The 21781-nt window shown below is 39.4% G+C and carries 17 protein-coding genes; 5 read left to right on the plus strand and 12 right to left on the minus strand.

Annotated elements, in window-relative coordinates; genetic code table 11:
• From A6B40_RS03350 to A6B40_RS03360, 3 genes are all read right to left on the minus strand, one after another.
• Window positions 1–1548 carry a peptide ABC transporter substrate-binding protein gene (locus A6B40_RS03350; RefSeq protein WP_176671560.1) on the minus strand — a complete coding sequence of 516 codons (1548 nt, stop codon included), beginning with the start codon at window positions 1546–1548 and terminating at the stop codon, window positions 1–3.
• A 20-nt stretch (window positions 1549–1568) separates the two neighbouring features.
• Window positions 1569–2219, minus strand: a complete 651-nt coding sequence (locus A6B40_RS03355) for a YchE family NAAT transporter (RefSeq protein WP_025247997.1) — start codon at window positions 2217–2219, stop codon at window positions 1569–1571.
• A gap of 99 nt (window positions 2220–2318) precedes the next feature.
• Window positions 2319–4190: a SurA N-terminal domain-containing protein gene (locus A6B40_RS03360; protein ID WP_176671561.1), complete on the minus strand. Its 1872-nt coding sequence runs from the start codon at window positions 4188–4190 to the stop codon at window positions 2319–2321.
• 182 nt (window positions 4191–4372) lie between these two features.
• On the opposite strand from A6B40_RS03360, the gene rpsO reads away from it, so the two are divergent.
• Together rpsO and A6B40_RS03370 are read left to right on the plus strand one after the other, a co-directional pair.
• A complete protein-coding gene (rpsO, locus tag A6B40_RS03365) occupies window positions 4373–4642 on the plus strand; it encodes a 30S ribosomal protein S15 (RefSeq protein WP_005597777.1) in 270 nt (89 codons plus the stop codon).
• Between the two features lie 71 nt (window positions 4643–4713).
• Entirely contained in the window at window positions 4714–5577 is an 864-nt protein-coding gene (locus A6B40_RS03370) for a DUF808 domain-containing protein (RefSeq protein ID WP_176671562.1), read from the plus strand.
• 39 nt (window positions 5578–5616) lie between these two features.
• Here the strand turns inward: A6B40_RS03370 and grxB are convergent, their stop codons facing one another.
• The 5 genes from grxB to hemC are packed head-to-tail and all read right to left on the minus strand — an operon-like array spanning window position 5617 to window position 10739.
• The gene (grxB, locus tag A6B40_RS03375; RefSeq protein ID WP_176671563.1) at window positions 5617–6264 is read right to left on the minus strand and encodes a glutaredoxin 2; all 648 of its coding nucleotides are present in this window, start codon (window positions 6262–6264) and stop codon (window positions 5617–5619) included.
• A gap of 55 nt (window positions 6265–6319) precedes the next feature.
• Entirely contained in the window at window positions 6320–7585 is a 1266-nt protein-coding gene (locus A6B40_RS03380) for a heme biosynthesis protein HemY (RefSeq protein ID WP_176671564.1), read from the minus strand.
• 22 nt (window positions 7586–7607) lie between these two features.
• Window positions 7608–9023: a uroporphyrinogen-III C-methyltransferase gene (locus tag A6B40_RS03385; RefSeq protein WP_176671565.1), complete on the minus strand. Its 1416-nt coding sequence runs from the start codon at window positions 9021–9023 to the stop codon at window positions 7608–7610.
• Between the two features lie 11 nt (window positions 9024–9034).
• The gene (locus tag A6B40_RS03390) at window positions 9035–9799 is read right to left on the minus strand and encodes a uroporphyrinogen-III synthase (RefSeq protein ID WP_176671566.1); all 765 of its coding nucleotides are present in this window, start codon (window positions 9797–9799) and stop codon (window positions 9035–9037) included.
• Window position 9800: 1 nt separating this feature from the next.
• Window positions 9801–10739, minus strand: coding sequence for a hydroxymethylbilane synthase (gene hemC / locus A6B40_RS03395; protein ID WP_176671567.1), 939 nt, complete (start codon window positions 10737–10739; stop codon window positions 9801–9803).
• A gap of 285 nt (window positions 10740–11024) precedes the next feature.
• Here hemC and adhE point away from each other — a divergent pair, with 285 nt between their 5' ends.
• Entirely contained in the window at window positions 11025–13637 is a 2613-nt protein-coding gene (gene adhE, locus A6B40_RS03400; RefSeq protein ID WP_176671568.1) for a bifunctional acetaldehyde-CoA/alcohol dehydrogenase, read from the plus strand.
• Window positions 13638–13744: 107 nt separating this feature from the next.
• On the opposite strand, the gene A6B40_RS03405 is transcribed toward adhE, so the two are convergent.
• From A6B40_RS03405 to A6B40_RS03420, 4 genes are read right to left on the minus strand one after another with little or no spacing between them, the layout of a single operon-like run.
• Complete coding sequence (locus tag A6B40_RS03405) at window positions 13745–15139, minus strand: efflux transporter outer membrane subunit (protein WP_176671569.1); 1395 nt, start codon at window positions 15137–15139, stop codon at window positions 13745–13747.
• A 4-nt stretch (window positions 15140–15143) separates the two neighbouring features.
• A complete protein-coding gene (locus tag A6B40_RS03410) occupies window positions 15144–16268 on the minus strand; it encodes an ABC transporter permease (protein WP_176671570.1) in 1125 nt (374 codons plus the stop codon).
• Window positions 16269–19004 (minus strand): ribosome-associated ATPase/putative transporter RbbA, encoded by a 2736-nt coding sequence (gene rbbA / locus A6B40_RS03415; RefSeq protein WP_418887716.1) that lies wholly within the window; start codon window positions 19002–19004, stop codon window positions 16269–16271.
• A gap of 3 nt (window positions 19005–19007) precedes the next feature.
• Window positions 19008–20069 carry an HlyD family secretion protein gene (locus tag A6B40_RS03420; protein ID WP_176671572.1) on the minus strand — a complete coding sequence of 354 codons (1062 nt, stop codon included), beginning with the start codon at window positions 20067–20069 and terminating at the stop codon, window positions 19008–19010.
• Window positions 20070–20211: 142 nt separating this feature from the next.
• On the opposite strand from A6B40_RS03420, the gene A6B40_RS03425 reads away from it, so the two are divergent.
• Window positions 20212–20766: a TetR/AcrR family transcriptional regulator gene (locus tag A6B40_RS03425; RefSeq protein WP_025217737.1), complete on the plus strand. Its 555-nt coding sequence runs from the start codon at window positions 20212–20214 to the stop codon at window positions 20764–20766.
• 116 nt (window positions 20767–20882) lie between these two features.
• On the plus strand, window positions 20883–21779 hold the full coding sequence (locus A6B40_RS03430) for a homocysteine S-methyltransferase family protein (protein WP_176671573.1): 897 nt from the start codon (window positions 20883–20885) through the stop codon (window positions 21777–21779).
• Window positions 21780–21781: the final 2 nt, after the last annotated feature.

A 21781-nucleotide genomic window follows, 5' to 3' on the forward strand; every position in this document is an offset into this window, starting at 1 on the left:
TTAATCCTTTTGTTCTGAAATTCGTTTTAAATCCTTGCTATAAATTACTTCGCTATCGTTACTTAAATCAATACCCCAAAGGGAGGAAACTACGCCTACTCGGTTTTGATACTGAAATAACGGTAATACTGCAACATCGTTATAAAGCTGGTCGTTAATCTCCTTAATCAAGAGTGAGCGCTGCTCTTCGTTGAGCGTTTCTGTTTGTAATTGATTTAACTTTTCATCAACTAAATCGTTTTTATAGCCAGAGTGATTATCCGGGCTCTCTGAATGAAATTTCTGTAAAAAAATGAGTGGATCAGGGTAATCTGCACACCAACCGGAGCGTATTAACTGATAATCTTTCTGCTCACGTAAATTGTTAGCCGTCTGCCAATCCACCGGTCTAGGCGTGATATTAAACAGTTCTGATTGTGATAATGTGCGAGTAATCTGGTTTGCAATATTACTATTCATCTCACTATCATCATATAACAACGTGAGTTTTAAAGGATTATGCAAACTCACACCTGCTTTCGTTAACAGCTTCTCAACAATGATTGGCTGCCATTGTTTTTCTCGATCTTTTACTAAACTATGTGGAATAACCGATTGGCTTGGAACCCCATAAGCTTGCCCAATATTTGCCGAAGCAACCATTGCTCTTAATGCTTCACGAACTTCTTTCTTACTAAGCTGTTCGTCGTTAAAATTAAATTCATAATAATATGAACATAAACGAGGAAGCTTAACTACATTAGTTTTCTGGCTTGATAGCGGATTTTCCACAATATCAAATGGCGAATAATTTTGAATAGTCGTAATTAAATTGTACTCGACGGTTTGAAACGCTACATCTTCAGAACGCGCTTGCAGAACAAGTTTTTTATCCGCTATTTGTTTGATTTGGTAAACTCCATTGCTAATAAAATCTGTAGTATTAGGGATTTTACCTTGATAAGTCGGCAGTAATGCGACGTGTGCCAACATTTCTGGCAATTGACGATTTGGCTGGTTAAGGCGAATTTGTAGCGTATGATCATTTAATGCTACTACCCCTAATTCTGACACAGGCTTTTGTTGCTCTGCAATCGCTTTGGCATTTTCAACCCCCATATAAACCAGATATTTTGCCAATAAAGAATGATTGGTCGGGTCAATCAAACGTTGCCAGCTTGCGACAAAATCTTGTGCGGTAACAGCTTTACCGTTCGACCAAGCAGCTTTATCGTCTAAAATAAATAACCACGACTTTTCATCTTCAGTAAACCAATTTTGTGCAATGGCTGGTACAACATTGCCTTTTACGTTGTATGCCATTAAACCGATTAATAGATCTCGTAGAGGTGCAGCATCAGCGGAAACTTTAACTTTATGCGGATCAAGCTGAAAAACTGCAGAATAGATAGCACGCTTAAGTTTAGAGCTACTTGGTTGGGTCTCGGTAGGTGACTGCGAAACTGGTTTCGGGCTATTTAATTTATCACAAGAGGTGATCAGCAAAACGCAAGCGGTCATTTTTGTGAATTTTTTTGCAATTTTAACCACTTGTAAAACTTTTAACATAAGCATCCCACCAAAATAAGTTATTTAACAAGAAGTGCAGGGAACAATGTTGTCAAACCTGCCACTATAATTTCAATACCAAGAGCCATTAGAATTAGCCCCATAATACGGGTAACTACATTTGATCCCGTTTTGCCTAATTTTTTAACTAATGGTGCTGAGTAACGGAATAAGATATAACAAATAAATGCAAAAATAATGATGGCAATACTAAAGCCAACATAGTCTTCCCAAGTGTGATAACGTGTTCCCCATACAATGGTTGAGCCTATTGCTCCCGGTCCTGCCATAATTGGCATAGCCAGTGGCACAACACCAATATTTTCATACTCAGTAATATCTTCGTTTTTCTCTTCTTTATTTTGCTTGTGCTCGCCTAGTTTACCACTAATCATCGTCATTGCTATACTGACAATCAGAATCCCACCCGCTACTCTAAAAGAACTAAGTGAAATGCTAAAGGCATTTAGAATTAGGTTTCCAAAATAAAGACTGACCAATAAAATCACACCAATAGAAACGGCAGTAATAAGGCTAGTACGGTTTCGCTCCCCCTCATATTGATGAGCAGTCATACTGAAGAAAATAGGTAAAGAACCAAAAGGATTGACGATGGCAAATAAACCAATAAAGAACTGGAGATAGATGGCAAAATTAATAACGATTTCCACAAACACTTTCTCAAACAACGATATTTCGACGTTATTATATAGGAAAAGCACTCCGTCTTAAACAAAACTGAGTGCTTTTTTACTTAATCAAAACTTAGACTATCGTGATGAGTTTTGTTGCATAAACTCGTCATTAATTTCTACAGAAGCTTTTGCTCGAAGGGCTTTTAATAGCTCATTACGCAACATTAGTTGGTTAGCTTGCTCAAATTGTGGAGCAAGAGCTTTAAATTGTTCCGTATTCCCCTCTACAATTTTATCCAATGCCACAATCACAACATCACCTTTTTGGTTACGTGCAATTTGGTAAGCCGGTTTATTTTGCTCTTGTTTCATTGCAAACACTGTTTGAGCTAAGGCAGGATTTTCCACTTCCGACTGCATATAAACTAATGTTTGTGAAGCATTAAATTTCACCTCAGCTGATTTGCCTTCATTTAACGCTTTTACGTTTTCTTCTGCTTTAGCTAATAATACTTTCTCCGCTTTCTCTGCTTTCACAAAGTTTTCAACCGCCGATTTTGCTTCTTCTAACGTTTGTGGGCGTTCTGCTTCGTACTCACTCACACGCACAAATAATGTTTGTGGGGCGTTGTCTGTACCGATATCTAACGCATCAGAGTTTTGTTTATTTTGACGTAGCTCGCCTTCAAATAACGCTTTTAATACTTTCTCATTCTGTAATGCAGCCGGCACATTTGCACGGGTAAATTGTTCGGTTTTTTGAACTTTCACATTACCGGCTTTTGCGACTTCTTCCAGTGAAGAATTATTTTCAAAAGCTCTGTTTGCCATTTCACGAGCGATATTTGAATATTCGGTTAATACTAACTCTTGACGAATCGTTTGAGCAATTTTGTCTTTCACTTGGGCTAACTCAATCGCTTGCTCAGGCTTGCGTTCTAATACTTTGATAATATGATAAGCGTTATCCACTTTAACAAGATTGCTTACTTGCCCTGCCTCTAAATTTGCTACTGCATCTTCAAATGCTTTTGGAAATGTTCCTGCTTTTGCCCAGCCTAAATCGCCGCCATTATTGGCTGATAGAGTATCTGCTGATTTTGCTTTTGCCACAGTGGCAAAATCTGCACCATTTTTCAGCTCTTGCTCAACGGCTTGAGCCTCTGCTTCTGTTGCGACTTGAATATGGGCTAAATGAACTTCACCTTTAGTAACATAATCGCCTTTATTGCGATCATAATAGGTTTGAACTTGCTCATCGGTAATATCCACTTTGCTCTCAACATCTTTTGGCGAAAGAACTACATATTCAACTGTTAATTTTTCAGCTGCTAATAACTTAGTTTTATTCGCATCATAGTAAGCCTGTAATTCTTCTTGTGAAGCGGTCTGATTTTCCATTTCTTTTGCAATTGAAAACTCAGCCAAACGCACTTCACGTTGTTGTAGCAATAATTTTGCTAATGTTTCTTGCTGTGCCGGCACGGTAAAATCACTGCTTACAATCCCTTCTTGAATTTGGGATTGCAACATCCCCTCGTGCACAATAGCTGCATAAGCATCAGGGCTTAAGTTATTATGGCGTAAGGTTTGTTGATATAATTCATTACTAAATTTGCCATCTTGCTGGAACATTTGGCTATTTACGATTTCAGATTTAATTTGTTCCGCGCTCACGCCTAACTTTAGGTCTTTTGCATATTGGCGTAACAATTCTTCATCAATCAAACTGTTTAGCACCGATTGATTAAATTGTTGTGCATATTCAGGGTTGTCCATTAAATCCCAAAAACGGCTACCCATTTCGGTATTTAAAATATTTTGTTGACGATTAACCGCATTATTAAAAAGTTGTTGGCTAATTTCTTCGCCATTAACTTTAGCTACAGAATTATCTGAAGCCATAAAACCTGTACCAATCCCACCAATCACAAATGAAATAGAGATTAAGGCAAAAACAATTTTAAACACAGGCCCCTTTGACCGCTCGTGCATTGATTCAATCATTTAAAATTCCTAACTATTTATAAAAAATTGCTGTTAATTATACTCTTTCTCAAATTAGAAATAAATTGCAAATTTTTATTGATATTTGACCGCTTTCTCTTTAGAATTTATAGTTCCTGTCATAGCTGAGTTAGAGATCGGCTATCGATGTATTATCAACCCTTAACAAAAAGGAAATTAAAATGTCTCTAAGCGTAGAAGCAAAAGCAAAAATCGTTGCTGAATTTGGTCGTGATGCAAAAGATACTGGTTCTTCAGAAGTTCAAATTGCATTATTAACTGCACAAATTAACCACTTACAAGCACACTTTGCTGAGCACAAAAAAGATCACCACGGTCGTCGTGGTTTATTACGTATGGTTTCACGCCGTCGTAAATTATTAGACTACTTAAAACGTACTGATCTTGCTAAATATTCAGAAACTATCGCACGTTTAGGTTTACGTCGCTAATTTCAAATATTGAATATGAGAGCCGAGCTGAAAAGTTCGGCTTTTTTATAAATTTTATTCGAGGAAAAATTATGGCATTTGCGTCATTATTTACTTTATTAGATGATATTGCTGCTGTTCTTGATGATGTGTCTATTATGACTAAAATGGCAGCAAAGAAAACCGCTGGTGTAATTGGCGATGATCTTGCATTAAATGCAAATCAAGTAAGCGGAAAAAATGTACTTCCAGAGCGTGAATTGCCGATTGTTTGGGAAGTTGCCAAAGGATCATTTATTAACAAAGTGATCTTAATTCCAGTTGCATTACTTTTATCATTCTTTCTACCACAATTAATTGTTCCACTATTAATGATTGGTGGGGCTTATTTGTGTTTTGAGGGGGTGGAAAAATTACTTCACCATTTCTTCCATAAAGGCGAAGATGATCCTAAAGAAGAACTTTCCGAAAAAGATAAAATCAGAGGGGCTATTCGTACTGATTTTATTTTATCAGCAGAAATTATTATTATTGCTTTAGGAGTGCTGCAAGATTCGTCTACCCTGACCAAAATTTTATCACTTTCCGCCATCGGGATCGGTATTACTGTGTTTGTGTATGGCTTGGTCGCATTAATTGTAAAATTAGATGATATCGGATTATGGCTTATTCAGAAAAAAAGTGCATTCTCACAAGCGGTCGGAAAAAGCTTATTATTTACAATGCCTTGGTTTATGAAAGGGCTCTCTGTGGTTGGCACTATTGCAATGTTTTTAGTGGGGGGCGGCATCTTTACCCATAATTTACCAATGATTCATCATTTCGTCGAAACATTAAATATCAATCCAAATCTTTCATTCTTGGTTGATTTAGTAGTGGGTATCATTGTTGGAGCTATTGCTTGTTTAATTATCTTACCCCTTATAAAAATATTTTCTAAAAAGAAAGCATATTAAAATTTAAAAGCGTTGATTTTCAAAACCAACGCTTTATTTTTAAATTGCTTTTGCAAAATATAAATCAATTTTGCTCAATTTTGCCATTTTATTAATGTAATCTAATACTTTTGGCGGGAATTGAAAGCCTTTCACACAAGTTAAATTTCTAAGCATTGGGAACACGATAATATCCTCTAAAGATAACTCACCGTTCAATGCTTCCTTTGATTTAATCAGAACTGATAACTCATCTATTAATAGTTGAACAATAGTAATGTATTTATCTGTTTCTACTAAATTTTGTTCAAAATCACCAATACTTTCTGTTTTCTTCTTCACAAAATAGTCAATTGCACTTTGTTTTTCAAATTCAGCCAAGCCTAATTTCACGAAGCGAGGGAGTAATAAATGATTATAAACTTTCGATAATTTACCTACCCATTCTTCAATTTCAGATCGAATGTTTTCCTTAATGATTGGATTTCCGTAATGTGTATCAACATAGCGTACAATATCTAAACTTTCCGGCATTGCAGTGCAATCTTCTTTCACTAAAATCGGCACAACTTTTTTGCCTACTAATTCAACAGGTGTGGCTTCATCATCATTTGCAATCATTACCAGTTCCATCGGTAAATCTTTTAATCCAAAAACCATTCTAGCCCTTACACAATATGGGCAGTGATCGTAAACGTATAATTTCATAACAACTCCTTGAAAGTAATATAAAAATAGCAGGGAAAACCTGCTATTTTTGACATTATAATGGTTTCACATTATCTATATTTCCAGGTAATGCGAGAACTTCATCTGGTTTTGGTAGAACTTCCATATTTACTTGTTTGAGATTCTCCTCACGAATGCGATTTGCAAGTATGTAGTCATTTGTTTGCTCTGCAACGTGCAATGCCATAATGCGGTCATCAGGCTGGCACTCATCGTGAGCTAATAGCAACTCAAACTGTGTTTTCGCTTTTGCATACTCACTATTACGAGTATAGATATAACCTAACACTCTTGCATAATCATCGGTATATTTAACATCCGCTTTATCTGCACGTTTGGTTAATACTTTCACTAACTTGCTATCAGAAGCCACTTGTAGGCGAGTTAATTGAACGAATAATCCGTGTAATTGCCCATCTTCAAATTTTTTCAAGGTTTCTAACGCAATTTCTTCTGCAGATTGATGATCATCACTATCAATTAAACGCTTAATTACACCAACACGGCTGTAAACGGATTTACGACGACGATTCGGCTGATTTTCCCACCAAATAAGTAAACCTTCTTGACCTTCCTCTTGTAAGCGTTCATCTTGTAAACCATCATCAACGAACTGTTCTAATTCTGCATACTCTATTGGTGTTAAGAAATTACGCTGCCCTACTTCTGATAATAAACGATCTAAAGCAATATAGGCTTTCGACTCTCTGTAGATTTGAATTGCTAAACGTAATACTTCATCATTGTGTGGAGCTAATTCTAATAAGCTATCAATTGCCGTACGGGCAGCTGGTAGTTTACCTTGTTGCAATAAGATTTTAGTACGAGCCAACTCAACCGCAACATTATTTGGTCCTGCAATTTCAGTTGCCTTGATTAAGTATTTATTCGCTGCTAAATCATCACCATTTTGTTGAGCTGCTTCAGCTGCTTTAATTAGATTAAGTACAGGTTCATCTGCATGTTTTGCATTTTTGCTAAATAGCTTCTCCGCTTTAGAGTAGTTACCTTCACTCATACGCATTAAGCCTTCAAGGGTTTCTTGTTGAGCTTTTTTATGCTTACGCGCTGAGAACCAGTTATAAGCACCACTACTCATACGGCAAATTTTAGTAAAAATCCATTCAAGCAGATATACCACCGCCATTGCTACTACAAAGAACACTACAAGCATTACAATGCTCATCTCAATGACTGTGGTCGCGGTTTCAATTCGAACATAACCTTGACTGCCTGAAATATAAGGTCCGGCAATTAAGCCTGCCAATAACAAAAGCATTAAAAAGAGCGTTCTAAACATAATTTAATTCTCCTTTTATTCATTATTGTGCTGAAGGAGCTGATTGTTCAGAAACTTCTTCTGACTTAGCAGGTTCGCTTTCTGCCGGCTTAGAGGGTTCTACCTGTTCCTTCTTAACAGGCTCCGCTTCTTCCGTTTTTACAGACTCTGCTTGCTCTAGTTCTTTCTCAGCTTGAATTTCTACTTTCTCAATCTGTTGAGGAGTCTTATTGATTTGCTGAGACAATACTTTCAAACTTTGTAATGAATCTGGAACATCAACATAAATTGTTTGATCGGCTAACTCATCTACCTCTTTCAAGAAGTTTTTTACGGCCTCATTTGAAGTATCAAAATAACTTCTTATCCAAGAGCCCACTGTTTGAAGAGATTTTGTATAAAGCTCACTCTGCTGGCGAGGAATAGCTAAAATCGCAATTTGTAAACGTAAACGGATATTCTCACGCAAGTAAATCTCTTGATTAGGTGCAACAAAGGCTTTTTCATCAGCAACGTTACGTTTAGATATTCGAATAAAATGATCTAAGAACGAACTTGCACTTTTCTCTAAATTTTTCTCCCAATCTGCAATCGAATCACTGACTTGACCTTCTGCAATGGCAGCTTGCGATTGTTCACTTTCTAAAATCGGCAAGTCATCTAATCGGTTAGTTAAATTCGCTACACGCTGCATTAAGGCATTTTGGTCAATATTATTAATGTTAGTTAAAGTATTTAAATCTGCCTTGATTGCTTCACGCACATTTGTTGCACTCGGTACTTGAGTTAAAACTTGATCAGCTTCTAACAACAGATTTTTTGCAGTATCAATATCATTATCCAACACAACTTTACGAGCAGCATTATTTAATAAGAAATCCGCTTCAGATAATAACCAGAAAGTTTTATCCGAACCTGACACATTATTTAATTTTTGCAGTTGTAACTGTAAGCCACTAATTTGCTGAGTATAGCCACTTTGTGTATTTTCAAGCTCTTCAATACGCTCCAATGCTTTTTGGTAATTAGTTGAAAGCTCTACAATTTGGGCTTTTTCATTATCGAAGTTTGGCATTTCAACTACAGTTTGGGTTGATGCTTGCTGATCTGATTTAGCAGATAGAGCTTGAATTTGAGCTTCCATTTCATCAAATTTTTTATTCGTCATAAAATGACCAGCACCGCCTACTGCAAGTGCGACTAACAAGGCTAATAATGCCAAACCTTTCCCACCCGACTTCTGAACAATCATTTTTTCTTCTGTTGTGATTTTTTCCGGGGTTGGAATTTGCTCTTTTAGCGGTACTTCTTTTTCTTCAATCATAGGCTCATTCAAAATATCTTTCTCAATCTCGTTTTTTGCAAAAGATTGTGTAGAATCGACCGCTTGTTGGTTTTCTACTACAACTTCTTCTGTTGTATTCTCTACTTTTTCAGGTACTTTTCTTGATTTTGACATACTCACCCACCTTAGTTAGATTTGTCAATTTTAAATAATAATGTATTCATCAACGTTACATTATCGGCCTTATCCGATACAAAAATTTTATCTGATTGCCACCCCATCTGCTTAGCAATTTTGCCAATACGCTGGCTTACTACCACAAGATTACACGCAAATAACCATTCTAGACAATTTTCATTTATTTGTTCATAAAGGCTTTTTAGAATTTCACTACTGGTAATTACAATAGTATCCACGCCTAAACGCTTACAAACGCTAATTTTTTCCGGAATATCCACCGAAACAGGTTCTCTACGGTAACACTCCAAATATTGAATGCTTGCCCCACGCAACATCGCCGTTTCAGCTAATAACTCACGCCCGGAATTTGCCCGTAAAATCAAAATTGTTTTATCGGTTAAATCTTGCATATCTGGCAACGCTAACACGCCTTCACTATTTTCTGATTCTAACGGATAAATAACCGCTTGTTCAGCTTTTTCGGTAAAATATTTCGCAGTTCGTTGTCCTACTGCAAAATATTTTAAATCCGAACGAAAGTGAAACCCTGTATCCGTTAATGTTTTCACTGCATAATCCACCGCATTTGGCGAAACTACAAAAACATAATCGCCCGATTTAAGACGAGACAGTACAGAAGGCAATAGCGGTAATTCACTACCCGCCTCAATCGTAAATAACGGTTGATGTACGGCAAAAATTTGTCGTTCGCTTAGCATATCAACTAATTCTTGCCCTCTATTATCAGGGCGTGTTACAAGTACATTCATTTTATTTAATAGGATTATCGCTATAAACTTCGGACAAAATTTTATCCGCACCTTGAGCCAATAATTGCTCTGCAACCTTAATCCCCAAGGCTTCGGCATCTTGTTTATTCGCTTTGCCGGAGACTCGAATAATTTGCGAACCGTCTAACGCCCCAACTAAAGCATTCAGGGTAATTTCATCGCCCTCTAAGGTCGCCAAACCACCGATTGGCACTTGACAGCCGCCTTGTAATCGAGTGTTCATCGCTCGCTCGGCAAGCACGCAACAAGCGGTCAAATTATGATTTAATTTTGCAACATAATTTAGCACTCGCTCGTCATTTACTCGGGTTTCAATGCCTACCGCACCTTGCCCTGCAGCCGGCAACGATTGCTCCACCGAAATATAACTTCTAATTCGCTCTTTCAAGCCCAAACGGATTAAACCTGCCGAAGCTAAAATAATCGCATCGTATTCGCCGTTATCTAATTTACTTAAGCGAGTTCCTACGTTGCCACGCAAGGATTTCACTTCCAAGTGCGGATATTTCGCCATTAACTGACATTGACGGCGGAGGCTTGAGGTGCCAACTACCGCACCGTTCGGCAAATCGTCTAGGGAAGCATAGTGATTGGAAACAAAAGCATCACGCGGATCTTCACGCTCGCAAATCACCGCCAAGCCTAAGCCTTCTGGGAAACTCATCGGCACATCTTTCATTGAATGCACGGCAATATCAGCTCGGTTTTCTAATAGAGCCAATTCTAATTCTTTGACAAACAAGCCTTTTCCACCAATTTTGGCAAGTGGCGTATCTAAAATTACATCACCTTTAGTGACCATTGTCACCAGTTCCACGGAAAGCTCAGGGAAATATTTTTCTAATTCGTCTTTCACAAAGTTCGCCTGCCATAAAGCCAATGGGCTTTGGCGTGTGGCAATACGTAAAATATCTTTCATAAATTTCTAAAAATTGAACCGCTTGTAGTGGTTAATCCTACCACTTTTTGATCCAACTGCCAAAAATAATCGTATCTATTCATTTAGGGTAAATGAAAAATCTTAATGAAGTTATCAAGCTAATAGTATTCAACTTTTATAGCATATATAACATTTTTTTAATTTTGACATAGATCAAAACAACATAAAAGAAGTATAATTCCTCGCGACAAAATACCTCCTTTTGAGTAATAATTTTATCAGTTAAAAAAATTGTCAAATTTACACTTTATGAGGAACAAAACTATGGCTAAACACGCACAACCCTTTGATGCCCAAGCAGAAGTGAACGAGCTTGTTGAAAAAGGCTTAAAAGCCCTTGATGAGTTTAGAAAACTCAACCAAGAACAGGTTGATTTCATTGTGGCGAAAGCGTCCGTCGCGGCATTAGATAAACACGGCATCTTGGCGATGCATGCTTATGAAGAAACCGGGCGTGGCGTTTTTGAAGATAAAGCCACCAAAAACCTGTTTGCCTGCGAATATGTTGTCAATAATATGCGACATTTAAAAACCGCCGGAGTCATTAGTGAAGATGATGTCACAGGTATCACCGAAATTGCCGACCCAGTCGGTGTCGTCTGCGGAATCACCCCAACTACCAACCCAACCTCTACTACCATTTTCAAAGCGTTAATCGCCCTCAAAACTCGTAACCCAATCGTTTTTGCTTTCCACCCATCAGCTCAACAATGTTCTGCACACGCTGCTCAAATTGTGCGTGATGCAGCTGTTGCTGCAGGAGCTCCGGAACATTGCGTACAATGGATTACACAACCTTCAATGGAGGGTACTTCTGCTTTAATGAAGCATTCAGGTATTGCAACTATCTTAGCTACAGGCGGTAATGCGATGGTTGAAGCAGCTTACTCTTGTGGCAAACCTGCATTAGGGGTTGGGGCAGGTAATGTGCCAGCTTATGTAGAAAAAACCGCCAAATTAAAACAAGCGGTGTATGACATCGTGATGTCGAAATCTTTCGACAACGGTATGATTTGTGCCTCTGAACAAGCAGCGATTGTGGATAAAGAGATCTACAACGATTTCATCAAAGAGATGCAATCTTACGGCGTCTATTTGGTGAACAAAAAAGAGAAAGCGTTGTTAGAGAAATATATTTTTGGTGTTGATAAAGCCGATGCGGAAAGCTGCTCTGGGGCGAAACTTAATTCTGCAGTAGTAGGTAAACCAGCAGCTTGGATTGCCGAGCAAGCAGGCTTCAAAGTGCCGGAAAAAACCAATATTTTATTAGCGGAATGTGCTTTTGTGGGCGAAGGCGAACCACTTACACGTGAAAAACTTTCGCCGGTGTTAGCCTTACTCAAATCTAATTCTACCGAACATGGTTTAGAGCTTTCCGAAGCGATGGTGAATTTCCACGGTTTAGGGCATAGTGCGGCGATCCACACCGAAAACAAAGAGCTTGCCAAAACATTTGGTGAGCGTGTGAAAGCGATTCGTGTGATTTGGAACTCGCCATCGACCTTCGGCGGTATCGGTGATGTGTATAACTCTTTCCTCCCATCGCTCACCTTAGGTTGTGGCTCTTACGGCAAAAACTCCGTGGGCAACAACGTGAGTGCAGTGAACTTAATCAACATCAAACGAGTGGGCAGACGGAGAAATAATATGCAATGGTTTAAAGTGCCATCAAAAATCTACTTTGAGCGTGACTCAATTCAATACCTCAAATCAATGCACGATGTACACAAAGTGATGATCGTGACAGACCGTTCAATGGTAGATCTCGGCTTTGTGGATAGAATTACCGAGCAACTCCGCCAACGCCGCAATCAAGTAATGATTCAACTTTTCACCGATGTTGAACCGAATCCAAGCCTACAAACCGTGCAGCGTGGTACAGAATTAATGCGTAGCTTCCAACCGGATACCATTATTGCATTAGGCGGTGGCTCGCCAATGGACGCAGCGAAAATTATGTGGTTATTCTACGAACAACCTGAAGTGGATTTCCGTGATTTAGTGCAAAAATTTATGGATATTCGCAAACGTGCGTTTAAATTCCCACAATTAGGCAGAAAAGCGAAATTTGTTGGTATTCCAACCACTTCCGGTACAGGTTCTGAAGTAACACCATTTGCAGTAATTACTGACGGTGATATTAAATATCCGTTAGCGGACTACTCTTTAACCCCAACGATTGCGATCGTTGATCCGGCATTGGTGATGTCCGTGCCATCACACGTTGCGGCAGATACCGGCTTAGACGTTTTAACCCACGCTACTGAAGCCTACACCTCAATTTTAGCCAACGACTACACCGACGGTTTAGCGTTACAAGCGATCAAATTAGTGTTCGAAAACCTCGAAAAATCGGTGAAAGAGTTTGACGAAGCCGCCCGTGAAAAAATGCACAACGCCTCTACAATGGCTGGTATGGCGTTCGCCAACGCATTCTTAGGGATTTGTCACTCAATGGCACACAAAATCGGCGGTAAATTCCACACTATTCACGGTAGAACCAATGCGATTTTACTCCCGCACGTCATTCGTTATAACGGCACACGCCCAACCAAAGTGGCAACCTGGCCGAAATACACCAACTATGTGGCAGACGTTCGCTTCCAAGACATCGCCAGAATGCTCGGCTTACCGGCTAAAACACCGGAACAAGCGGTGGAATCTTACGCTAAGGCAGTACATGATTTAGCGGTACGTTGCGGTGTGAAAATGTCATTACGTGAGCAAGGCGTTGATGAACAAGCATTCTTAAATGCTCGCCGTGAACTTGCCTTACACGCATTTGAAGATCAATGCACACCAGCAAATCCACGCTTAGCAATGATTGAAGATATGGAAGAGATTATGACAAAAGCCTACTATGGCAAAACAGAATAATCTTTCATTCTGATAAAAATGACCGCTTACAAGCGGTCATTTTTGTTTGTCTTTTTGCAAGAATAACAAAAGTTCAAAAATAATTAAAAAACCTTACCGCTTGTAAGCTATCGCCAACCACCGCCGAGTGCTTTATACAAGCTAATTAAATTTAATGCTTGTGAAAGCTGAGATTGAACAAGCTGCTGTTGATAATTCAGCACCGATGTTCTTGCTCCAATCGCTACATCTAAAGTTTTTTCGCCATATTTAAACAAACTTTGAGCATCATTTGCCTGTTTTTGGGCTTGGCGTACTGCATTTTGCAATAATCGGCTTTGCTTAGCTAAACTGGATTGATGTTGATAAGCAGAATCTACCTCGCCGAGAGCTTTTAAGAGACTATTGTCGTACTCAATCATTGCTGCTTGCAAGCGAGCATCTGAAGCATCAATATTGGCTTGAATTCTGCCATTGGTAAAAATCGGGAGCTTCACGCCAACACTCACTAGGTTCGCTAAAGCCGAAATTGGCGATAGATCATTATTGATTTTGATATAACCGCCCTGCCCCAAGAACTGGATGTCAAAACGTGGGTAGAGATCTGCTTTCGCACTTGCAAGCTTAGCCGCCATTGCTTCTACCTGACGGGCATTTGCCCTTATATCCGGGCGGCGTTCAATCACTGTACTTGGCATTTGCCCACTTGGGCTATCCGGAATTTTCGCTAACGGATTACCACTTTTGGCAATGTGAAAACCTTGTGGCACTGAACCAATCAATACCGCAATATTACGAGTGAGGGCATCAGCTTGTGATTGTAACATTGATTGTTGAGCCTGTAATGCAGTGATTTGAGCTTTAATTTCACTGATTTCATACGCAGTTGCCTGCCCTGCATTAAAACGCCCTTGAATATAACGCTGTAGTTCATTCAAGATGGCCACATTTTTACGAAGAATTTCTTGTTTCTGCTCAATGGCATAAATTCGGAAATAATTTTCCGCAATACTGCTGGAAACTAAAAGCTGTGCACCATAAACTTGTTCTTGGCGTGCTAACGCTCCTGCTCTTGCAGCATCAGCATCGCTGCGTTTTTTACCAAAAAAATCTGGCTCCCAAGAAGCAGAGATTCCGCCTTGTATCGCTGCTACATCAGAGCGTTTTGGGTCAAACAACCCGGTGTCCATATCCATCAGACCTCCACCAACAGAACCACTTGCCCCAATGTTAATCCCTTTATCGGCTTCGGTATATTGGCTGTTGGCTTGAGCTTCCGCTAATCGGGCTTGGGCGAGTTTGATATCAAGGCTGTTAGCTAATCCTTTTTCAATCAAGGCTGTTAATTGCGGATCATTCCAGTTTTTCCACCATTGTTGGATTTCATTGGCTCCTTTCGCTGCTTGAGTTTGATCAAACTCAAGCGGTACTTCAACGGAAGATTGGGTATCGACGGTAATGCTATTACAAGCGGTCAAAAAAGCGGTAAAAATTGCAATTGTCGATAATTTATAAAGATTCATTTTTTTATCCTTGTTTAGATAGCATAGATTTAAATTGCATTAATGCGATGCCTAAAAAAACCGCCCCAATTAACGCCATTTTTACTAAGTGCAACCACACTAAATCTAAGCCTGCATTGCGAAATAATACATCTTGAGCATAACTCCCCAGAATAGTAGTGGGCGAGAATTGCGTTAATTGCTGTGCCAATTGAGGCATATTTTCAAGCGGAGAATTTGCCCCTGAAAGCATATACATAACTAAATAAATCGGAATACAGAGCAAGCCAAATTGTGGCATTGTGGGGGCAAAAACCGCCAATAAAATACCAAGTGAAGCAATCGAAAACAGAAAAATGGCTACGCCTAAAATGAAAATCGCAATTTGTTGATTGCTTATCGGTGCACCGAGAAAGCCCGAAACAATAAATTTCAGTGAGAATAAAGTAACAATTAACAGTATTACATCATTAGCAAGAATTTTTGATACTGCAATTTCACTTGAGCGAACAGGCATTACCAATAAATGCTCTATTGTGCCACGCTCTCTTTCCCGAATTACCGCAGAACCTGAAAGCAACAACGTTAATAAGGTAAGATTACCGACAATCTGCCCTGCTCCCATAAACCAAGCACTATCATAATTAGGATTATATAGCACATTGATTGCGGTATTGAACGGAACAGGCATTTCTGTAGAACCAACAAAACGCTGAATTTCTTGGTTAAAAATTTGGCTGACGTAATGAGCACCAATATTTGCTTGCGTCATTGCCGTTGCATCAACCAATAGCTGCACTTTGGGATTTTTTCCAGCTAAAGTATCGCGTTGATAATTGGGTGGAATTTCGACAATAAAGGTATATTGCCCCACGTCCATTGCACGATCAACCGTTTGAGGCTCAATATCTTCTACCGTTTTAAAATAAGGGGGAATTAATGCATCTTTCAAGCGATAAGATAAGGCTGAATGATCGTAATTAATGATTCCCACTGAGCCGTTTTTAACATCGGTCATACCTTGTTTTGCAATAGTGATAACCGCAAAGGAAAACATATAGATAATCAGTAAAACCAATACCTTATCACTAAATAAACTTTTCAACTCTTTAACTGCGAGGAAACCAACATTTTTAAACCAACGGTTCATCTATTTCTCCTGTTTTTTCAACGCAAAAGTTGCTAATGCAAGATAAACGGCGTAAATAACTGCGAGTGCCAAGTAAGGCTGGAGGAAATCGGCAAAGCCAAGTCCTTTGGTAAATCCACCTAAGCTGATTTGCTGGAACCAAGCCCCAGGGAAAATCTTTGAAACCAGCTGCACATTTTCATCTAAACGAGATACAGGATACATCATTCCTGAGAAGTTAATAGTCGGTACAATTGAAATAATTGCGGCGGCAAAAATAGCAGCTACTTGTGATTTCACAAAACTAGAAACCAATAAGCCAAAACCTGTTGAAGCACAAATTGCCAATAACACACCTAAGAACATTGCGGTTATTGAGCCTTTAATCGGCACACCAAATACAAAAATAGCTGCCAGTACCATAATTAAATAGCTGATAAATGAGAGTGCGATATAAGGAAGCTGTTTGCCTAACAAAAACTGAAATTGCGAAGCAGGCGATCCGTAGAGGTTCATAATTGTTCCCATCTCTTTTTCTCTTACCACACTAAGTGCGGTCATCATTGGCGGCACAAGCATCATTGCAAGCATAATAATACCCGGTGTCATCGCAAACACGCTTTTGAAATCTTGGTTGTAGATCATTCGAGGTTCGGTTACCGAAGGAATGCTTGCACTAATGCCATTTTCTCTTAACATCTCTTGCATATATTGCCCAATAACGCCTTGTGCAGAGCCTCGTAAATTCTCTGCGGTACTTGGGAAAGCTCCATCAATAAATATTCCTACCTCAGGCATTCTTTGGGCTAAAAGATCCCGACCAAAATCAGACGGAATTTCTAATACCAGCTTTGCTGTACCTGTTTGGAGGCTGAGGTTTATCTCATCTATCGAATAAATATTGTCTTGCCGAATAAAATAAGGCGAGCCGGAAAAGGCTTCAATCAATTTACGGCTTTCCGAACTATTATCGTGATCAAGCACGGTAAAATTTAATGGTCTAATATCAAAAGAAATACTCGACCCCATCGCCAACAACATTATCAATGGCCCAAGCAAAGCGAATAATAAGCGTATATTGTCTCTTAACAGTTCTTTCCCTTCACGCACGGCAAAAGTCCAGATAACACTTAACCCATTTGCAAAAAATTGCGGATTTTTGACCGCTTGTAGAGAGCTATTTTCCAGCTCTTCATTATCAACCGTTTCTTTCGGGGCGGTTACTTCATCATTTTGTTCTTCTAAATAGATAATAAAGGCTTCTTCAAGTGTTTTCGCATTCTTACCTTGCCTTAATTCTTCAGGTGTACCAACGCCAAGTACTTTTCCTCTGTGCATAAAAGAAATACGATCGCAGCGAGCCGCCTCATTCATAAAGTGGGTAGTAACAAAAATGGTAATACGATCTTCTCTGGAAAGTTTAATTAAATACTCCCAAAACATATCACGGGCAGCCGGATCAACCCCAGAAGTAGGTTCATCCAAAATCAACACTTCAGGTTTATGCAAACACGCAGCGGCAAGCTGTAAGCGTTGGCGAATACCAAGCGGTAAAGATAACGGTTTTTCTTCAGCTAAGTCAGCAAGATCAAATTGGTGCATTACATTATTAACGTAATGCGACCATTCGCTACGGGGAATTTGATACAATTTGGCGTGCAATTCAAGATTTTCACGCACGGTTAGCTCTTCATAAAGTGAAAATGCCTGCGACATATAACCAACCCGTTTTCGGGTGTCGATATTGCTCGCATCAATCGGCTGCCCAAGCAGTAATGCCGAGCCTTCGGTTGGCTCCAGCAAACCAGTTAGCATTTTCATTGTAGTGGATTTTCCACAGCCGTTAGAGCCTAAAAAGCCAAAAATCTCACCTTTCGGAATCACAAAGCTCACATTATCTACTGAAACAAAATCGCCAAATTTTTTGGTTAAACCTTCTGCCACAATAACAGGTGGTTCATCTTTTAACGGCTCAAAAGGCGGAATAACCAAACCATCAACTACCCCTCGTTTTTCAGGTGGCAATAATTTGATATAGGCTTGTTCTAAATTTTGGCTGCCTGTTTCAGCAATAACAGCTTGAGTTGGTTTATCAACAATTAGCTTGCCATCGTCCATTGCCATGACATATTCAAACCCTTCGGCTTCATCAATATAGGCGGTGGCGATGATAACTGTCATATCTGGTGTTTCAACACGCAATTCTTCGACTAATTCCCAAAATTGGCGGCGTGAAAGTGGATCTACCCCTGTTGTTGGCTCATCTAAAATCAGTAATTCAGGGCTATGCACCAACGCACAGCAAAGGCTGAGTTTTTGCTTCATTCCACCTGATAATTTGCCTGCTGCTCTATCGGCAAATGGCAACAGTCCCGTTGCTTTTAGCAAACGATGAATACGTGCTTTTCGCTGGCTTGGCGATAACCCGAACATTCGAGCGTGAAAATCAATATTTTCATAAATGGAAAGTGTAAGGTAGAGGTTTTTCCCTAACCCTTGCGGCATAAAAGCTACTTTATGGGTTAAGATATCTCGGTCTTTTGCTTTCGATACATCTAAACCAAACACCGAAATTTCTCCCTGCTGGAGAATTTTTACCCCAGTAATCAGCGAAAGTAGCGTAGATTTACCCACACCATCAGGGCCAATCAGCCCAACTGTTCTGCCTTTCGGAATTTCAAGCGAAACATTATCAACCGCCACCGTGTTTTTATAAGTATGGCGAAGATTGCTAATTTTAACCGCAAGTTCAGTCATCATTCATCGGCTCTCTGGCAGTTTTACAGATAAGGTTTCAGGCCAATCGACGCTGTCGTCATATTTCACATAGCCCATTGCGGTCATTCCACCCTTGAAAAAGCCAGCATATTGTTGGGCGATGTCCTCTGGAATTTGGAGCTTCACTTTAAACATTAATTTTGTGCGTTCTTCCAATGTTTCCACCGATTTTGGCGTAAATTGGGCTTCACTCGCCACATAACCGATATGTGCTGGGAAAACATAGTCTGTACCATCAATTTTAATGCGAGCTTCTTCGCCTATTTTGACATTATTTGATTGATGGGCAGGTAAAAATACATTTAAGTAAACATCTTTAGTATCCAGCAAACTAATAACTTTTGCCCCCATACCGACCACATTACCCACATCAACAATGCGGTACTCTACTCTGCCTGCAATTGGTGCTTTAATTAACATATCATCATTTTGTGAAGTTGCTTGGTTGGCTGCTGCTTCAGCTTGATTAACCGTTGCTTCTGCTTGAGAAATCACTGCCTTTGCTTGATTAACTGCCGCCTGAGCTTCTGCTCTTGCTGCTTTTGCGGTTTCAACTGCCGCTAAAGCTGCTTTATGAGCCGCTTGTCGGCGTTCTAGTTCACTGGCAGAAACTAAGTTTTCACGGCGTAATTTTCTTGCATTATCTAATTCTAATTTAGCAACAGAGACTTGCTGTTGCTGGGCACTCATTTCCGCTGAAGCTCGAGCCACTGCTTCTTCTGCACGTAATTTTTGAGCTTTGGCACTTTCTACTTGAGCTTTCGCAGCGGAAATTTGAGCCTCTGCGGAAGTTACCTGGCTTTGTGATTGCGTAGAAGAAAAGCGTACAAGCGGTTGATTTTTCTCAACGTTTTGCCCCTCTTTAACTAAAATTTCTTCTACTTTTCCTGCATAAAGGGTTGCAACATCTAAACGTTCTAACTCCAAGCGTCCATTTACTGCAACAATTCCTGACAATTCCGTACGTTCATCCTGTATTTGCTGCCACAAATAAGCCCCACCTGCGACAAAAAAAATCAAAGTTGCAATTAATAATTTCTTCATCTTTTACCCTTATAATCTATCTAACTGGTCTGAAGTGTAAAAAAATAGCTTCCTATTAGCAACCACCAAAAAGCGATAAAATGTTGTCTAATAATACAAAACACCATAAAATGTTGCTTATTTACAATGGTTAGTAGGAAATATGAAAAAAGAAGATCCTAGAATTACCCGCACAAAAGAGATTATCCACCAAGCTTTCATTACAACGCTTGAAAAGCAAGATTATGATGACATTACGGTGCAAGATATCTTAGATAATGCCAACATTAACCGCTCTACTTTTTATAAGCATTACTTAAATAAAGACCATTTGGCAACCGATATTATCGAAAAACTCAAACACCAATCCCTTCTTCCTCTTCTTGAAGAACGCTTTAGTACCCCCACTCTGGAATTTGCAATAAAAGCAGCCCCTGTGATTAATACGCTTCGCCACACATTACAGGCATTATGGAAAATTGATACCCACCGTATTAGCTTAAAAAGGCAAATTCAAGAAGAAGTAAAAAAGAAATATATTGATGTTATATCAACACGAAAAAGTCTTGACGATATTGATGCTGAGTTTCAAGGTAAACTCTTTGCAACGCTTTCTATTGCAATGATGGAACATATTGTGATGTCAGATAATCCAGTCGATCCGATGGTAATACAAACTAATCTACAAGAAGTGCTTTCTTATTTTAGTTTGGAATAACAATCTGTTTTACAAAAAAATCTAATTTATTTCATTTAGTTATAAGCACTTACTCAAAAAGTCAGTAAACTGCTTGAGTTTATTCTATTATTCTTATCTTTTAATTAGGAAATTTTATGTCAATCACGATATTAGACGGCGGAATGAGCCGTGAATTAATGCGTCGCAACGCCCCTTTCCATCAGCCCGAATGGTCTGCTGCCGCTTTGTATGAAGGTCCGCACTTTGTGCAAGCCGTTCACGAAGATTTTATTGCTCATGGAGCAGAAGTGATTACTACTGATAGCTATGCCGTTGTGCCTTTTCACATTGGCGAGAAACGTTTTGCCGCTGATGGCAAAAGTTTGGCTGATTTGGCTGGTCGTCTTGCTAAACAAGCGGTCAAAAATTCCGGAAATTTTGCAACTCAAATTGCAGGTTCTCTCCCTCCAATGTTTGGTTCTTACCGAGCTGATCTGATTAAAATGGAACGTTTTGCAGAAATTGCTCAACCGTTAATTGATGGGCTTTCGCCTTATGTGGATGTTTGGTTATGCGAAACGCAAAGTGCGATTATTGAGCCAATTTCAATCAAAGCACTATTACCAAAAGATAACCGCCCTTTATGGGTTTCGTTCACGCTTATTGATGATGAACCAACCACAGAGCCAAAATTACGCTCAGGTGAAGCGGTAAAACAAGCCGTTGAAGAAATGGTAGCATTAGGCGTTCAGGCAATTTTATTTAACTGTTGCCAACCCGAAGTGATTGGCGAAGCCTTAGCAGTTACGCAAAAAATGTTAGCTGAACTCAATGCAACTCATATCCGCACAGGAGCTTATGCTAATGCGTTTGCACCTCAGCCCAAAGATGCAACCGCTAATGACGGCTTAGATGAGGTTCGCAAAGATTTAGATCCGAATGCTTATTTAGCGTGGGCCAAAAAATGGACGGAGCAAGGGGCAACCATTATCGGTGGTTGTTGCGGTATCGGTGTGGAATATATTGAAACACTGGCAAAAAATTTAAAGTAAGG

This window comes from Mannheimia varigena (assembly GCF_013377235.1).
GTDB lineage: Bacteria > Pseudomonadota > Gammaproteobacteria > Enterobacterales > Pasteurellaceae > Mannheimia > Mannheimia varigena.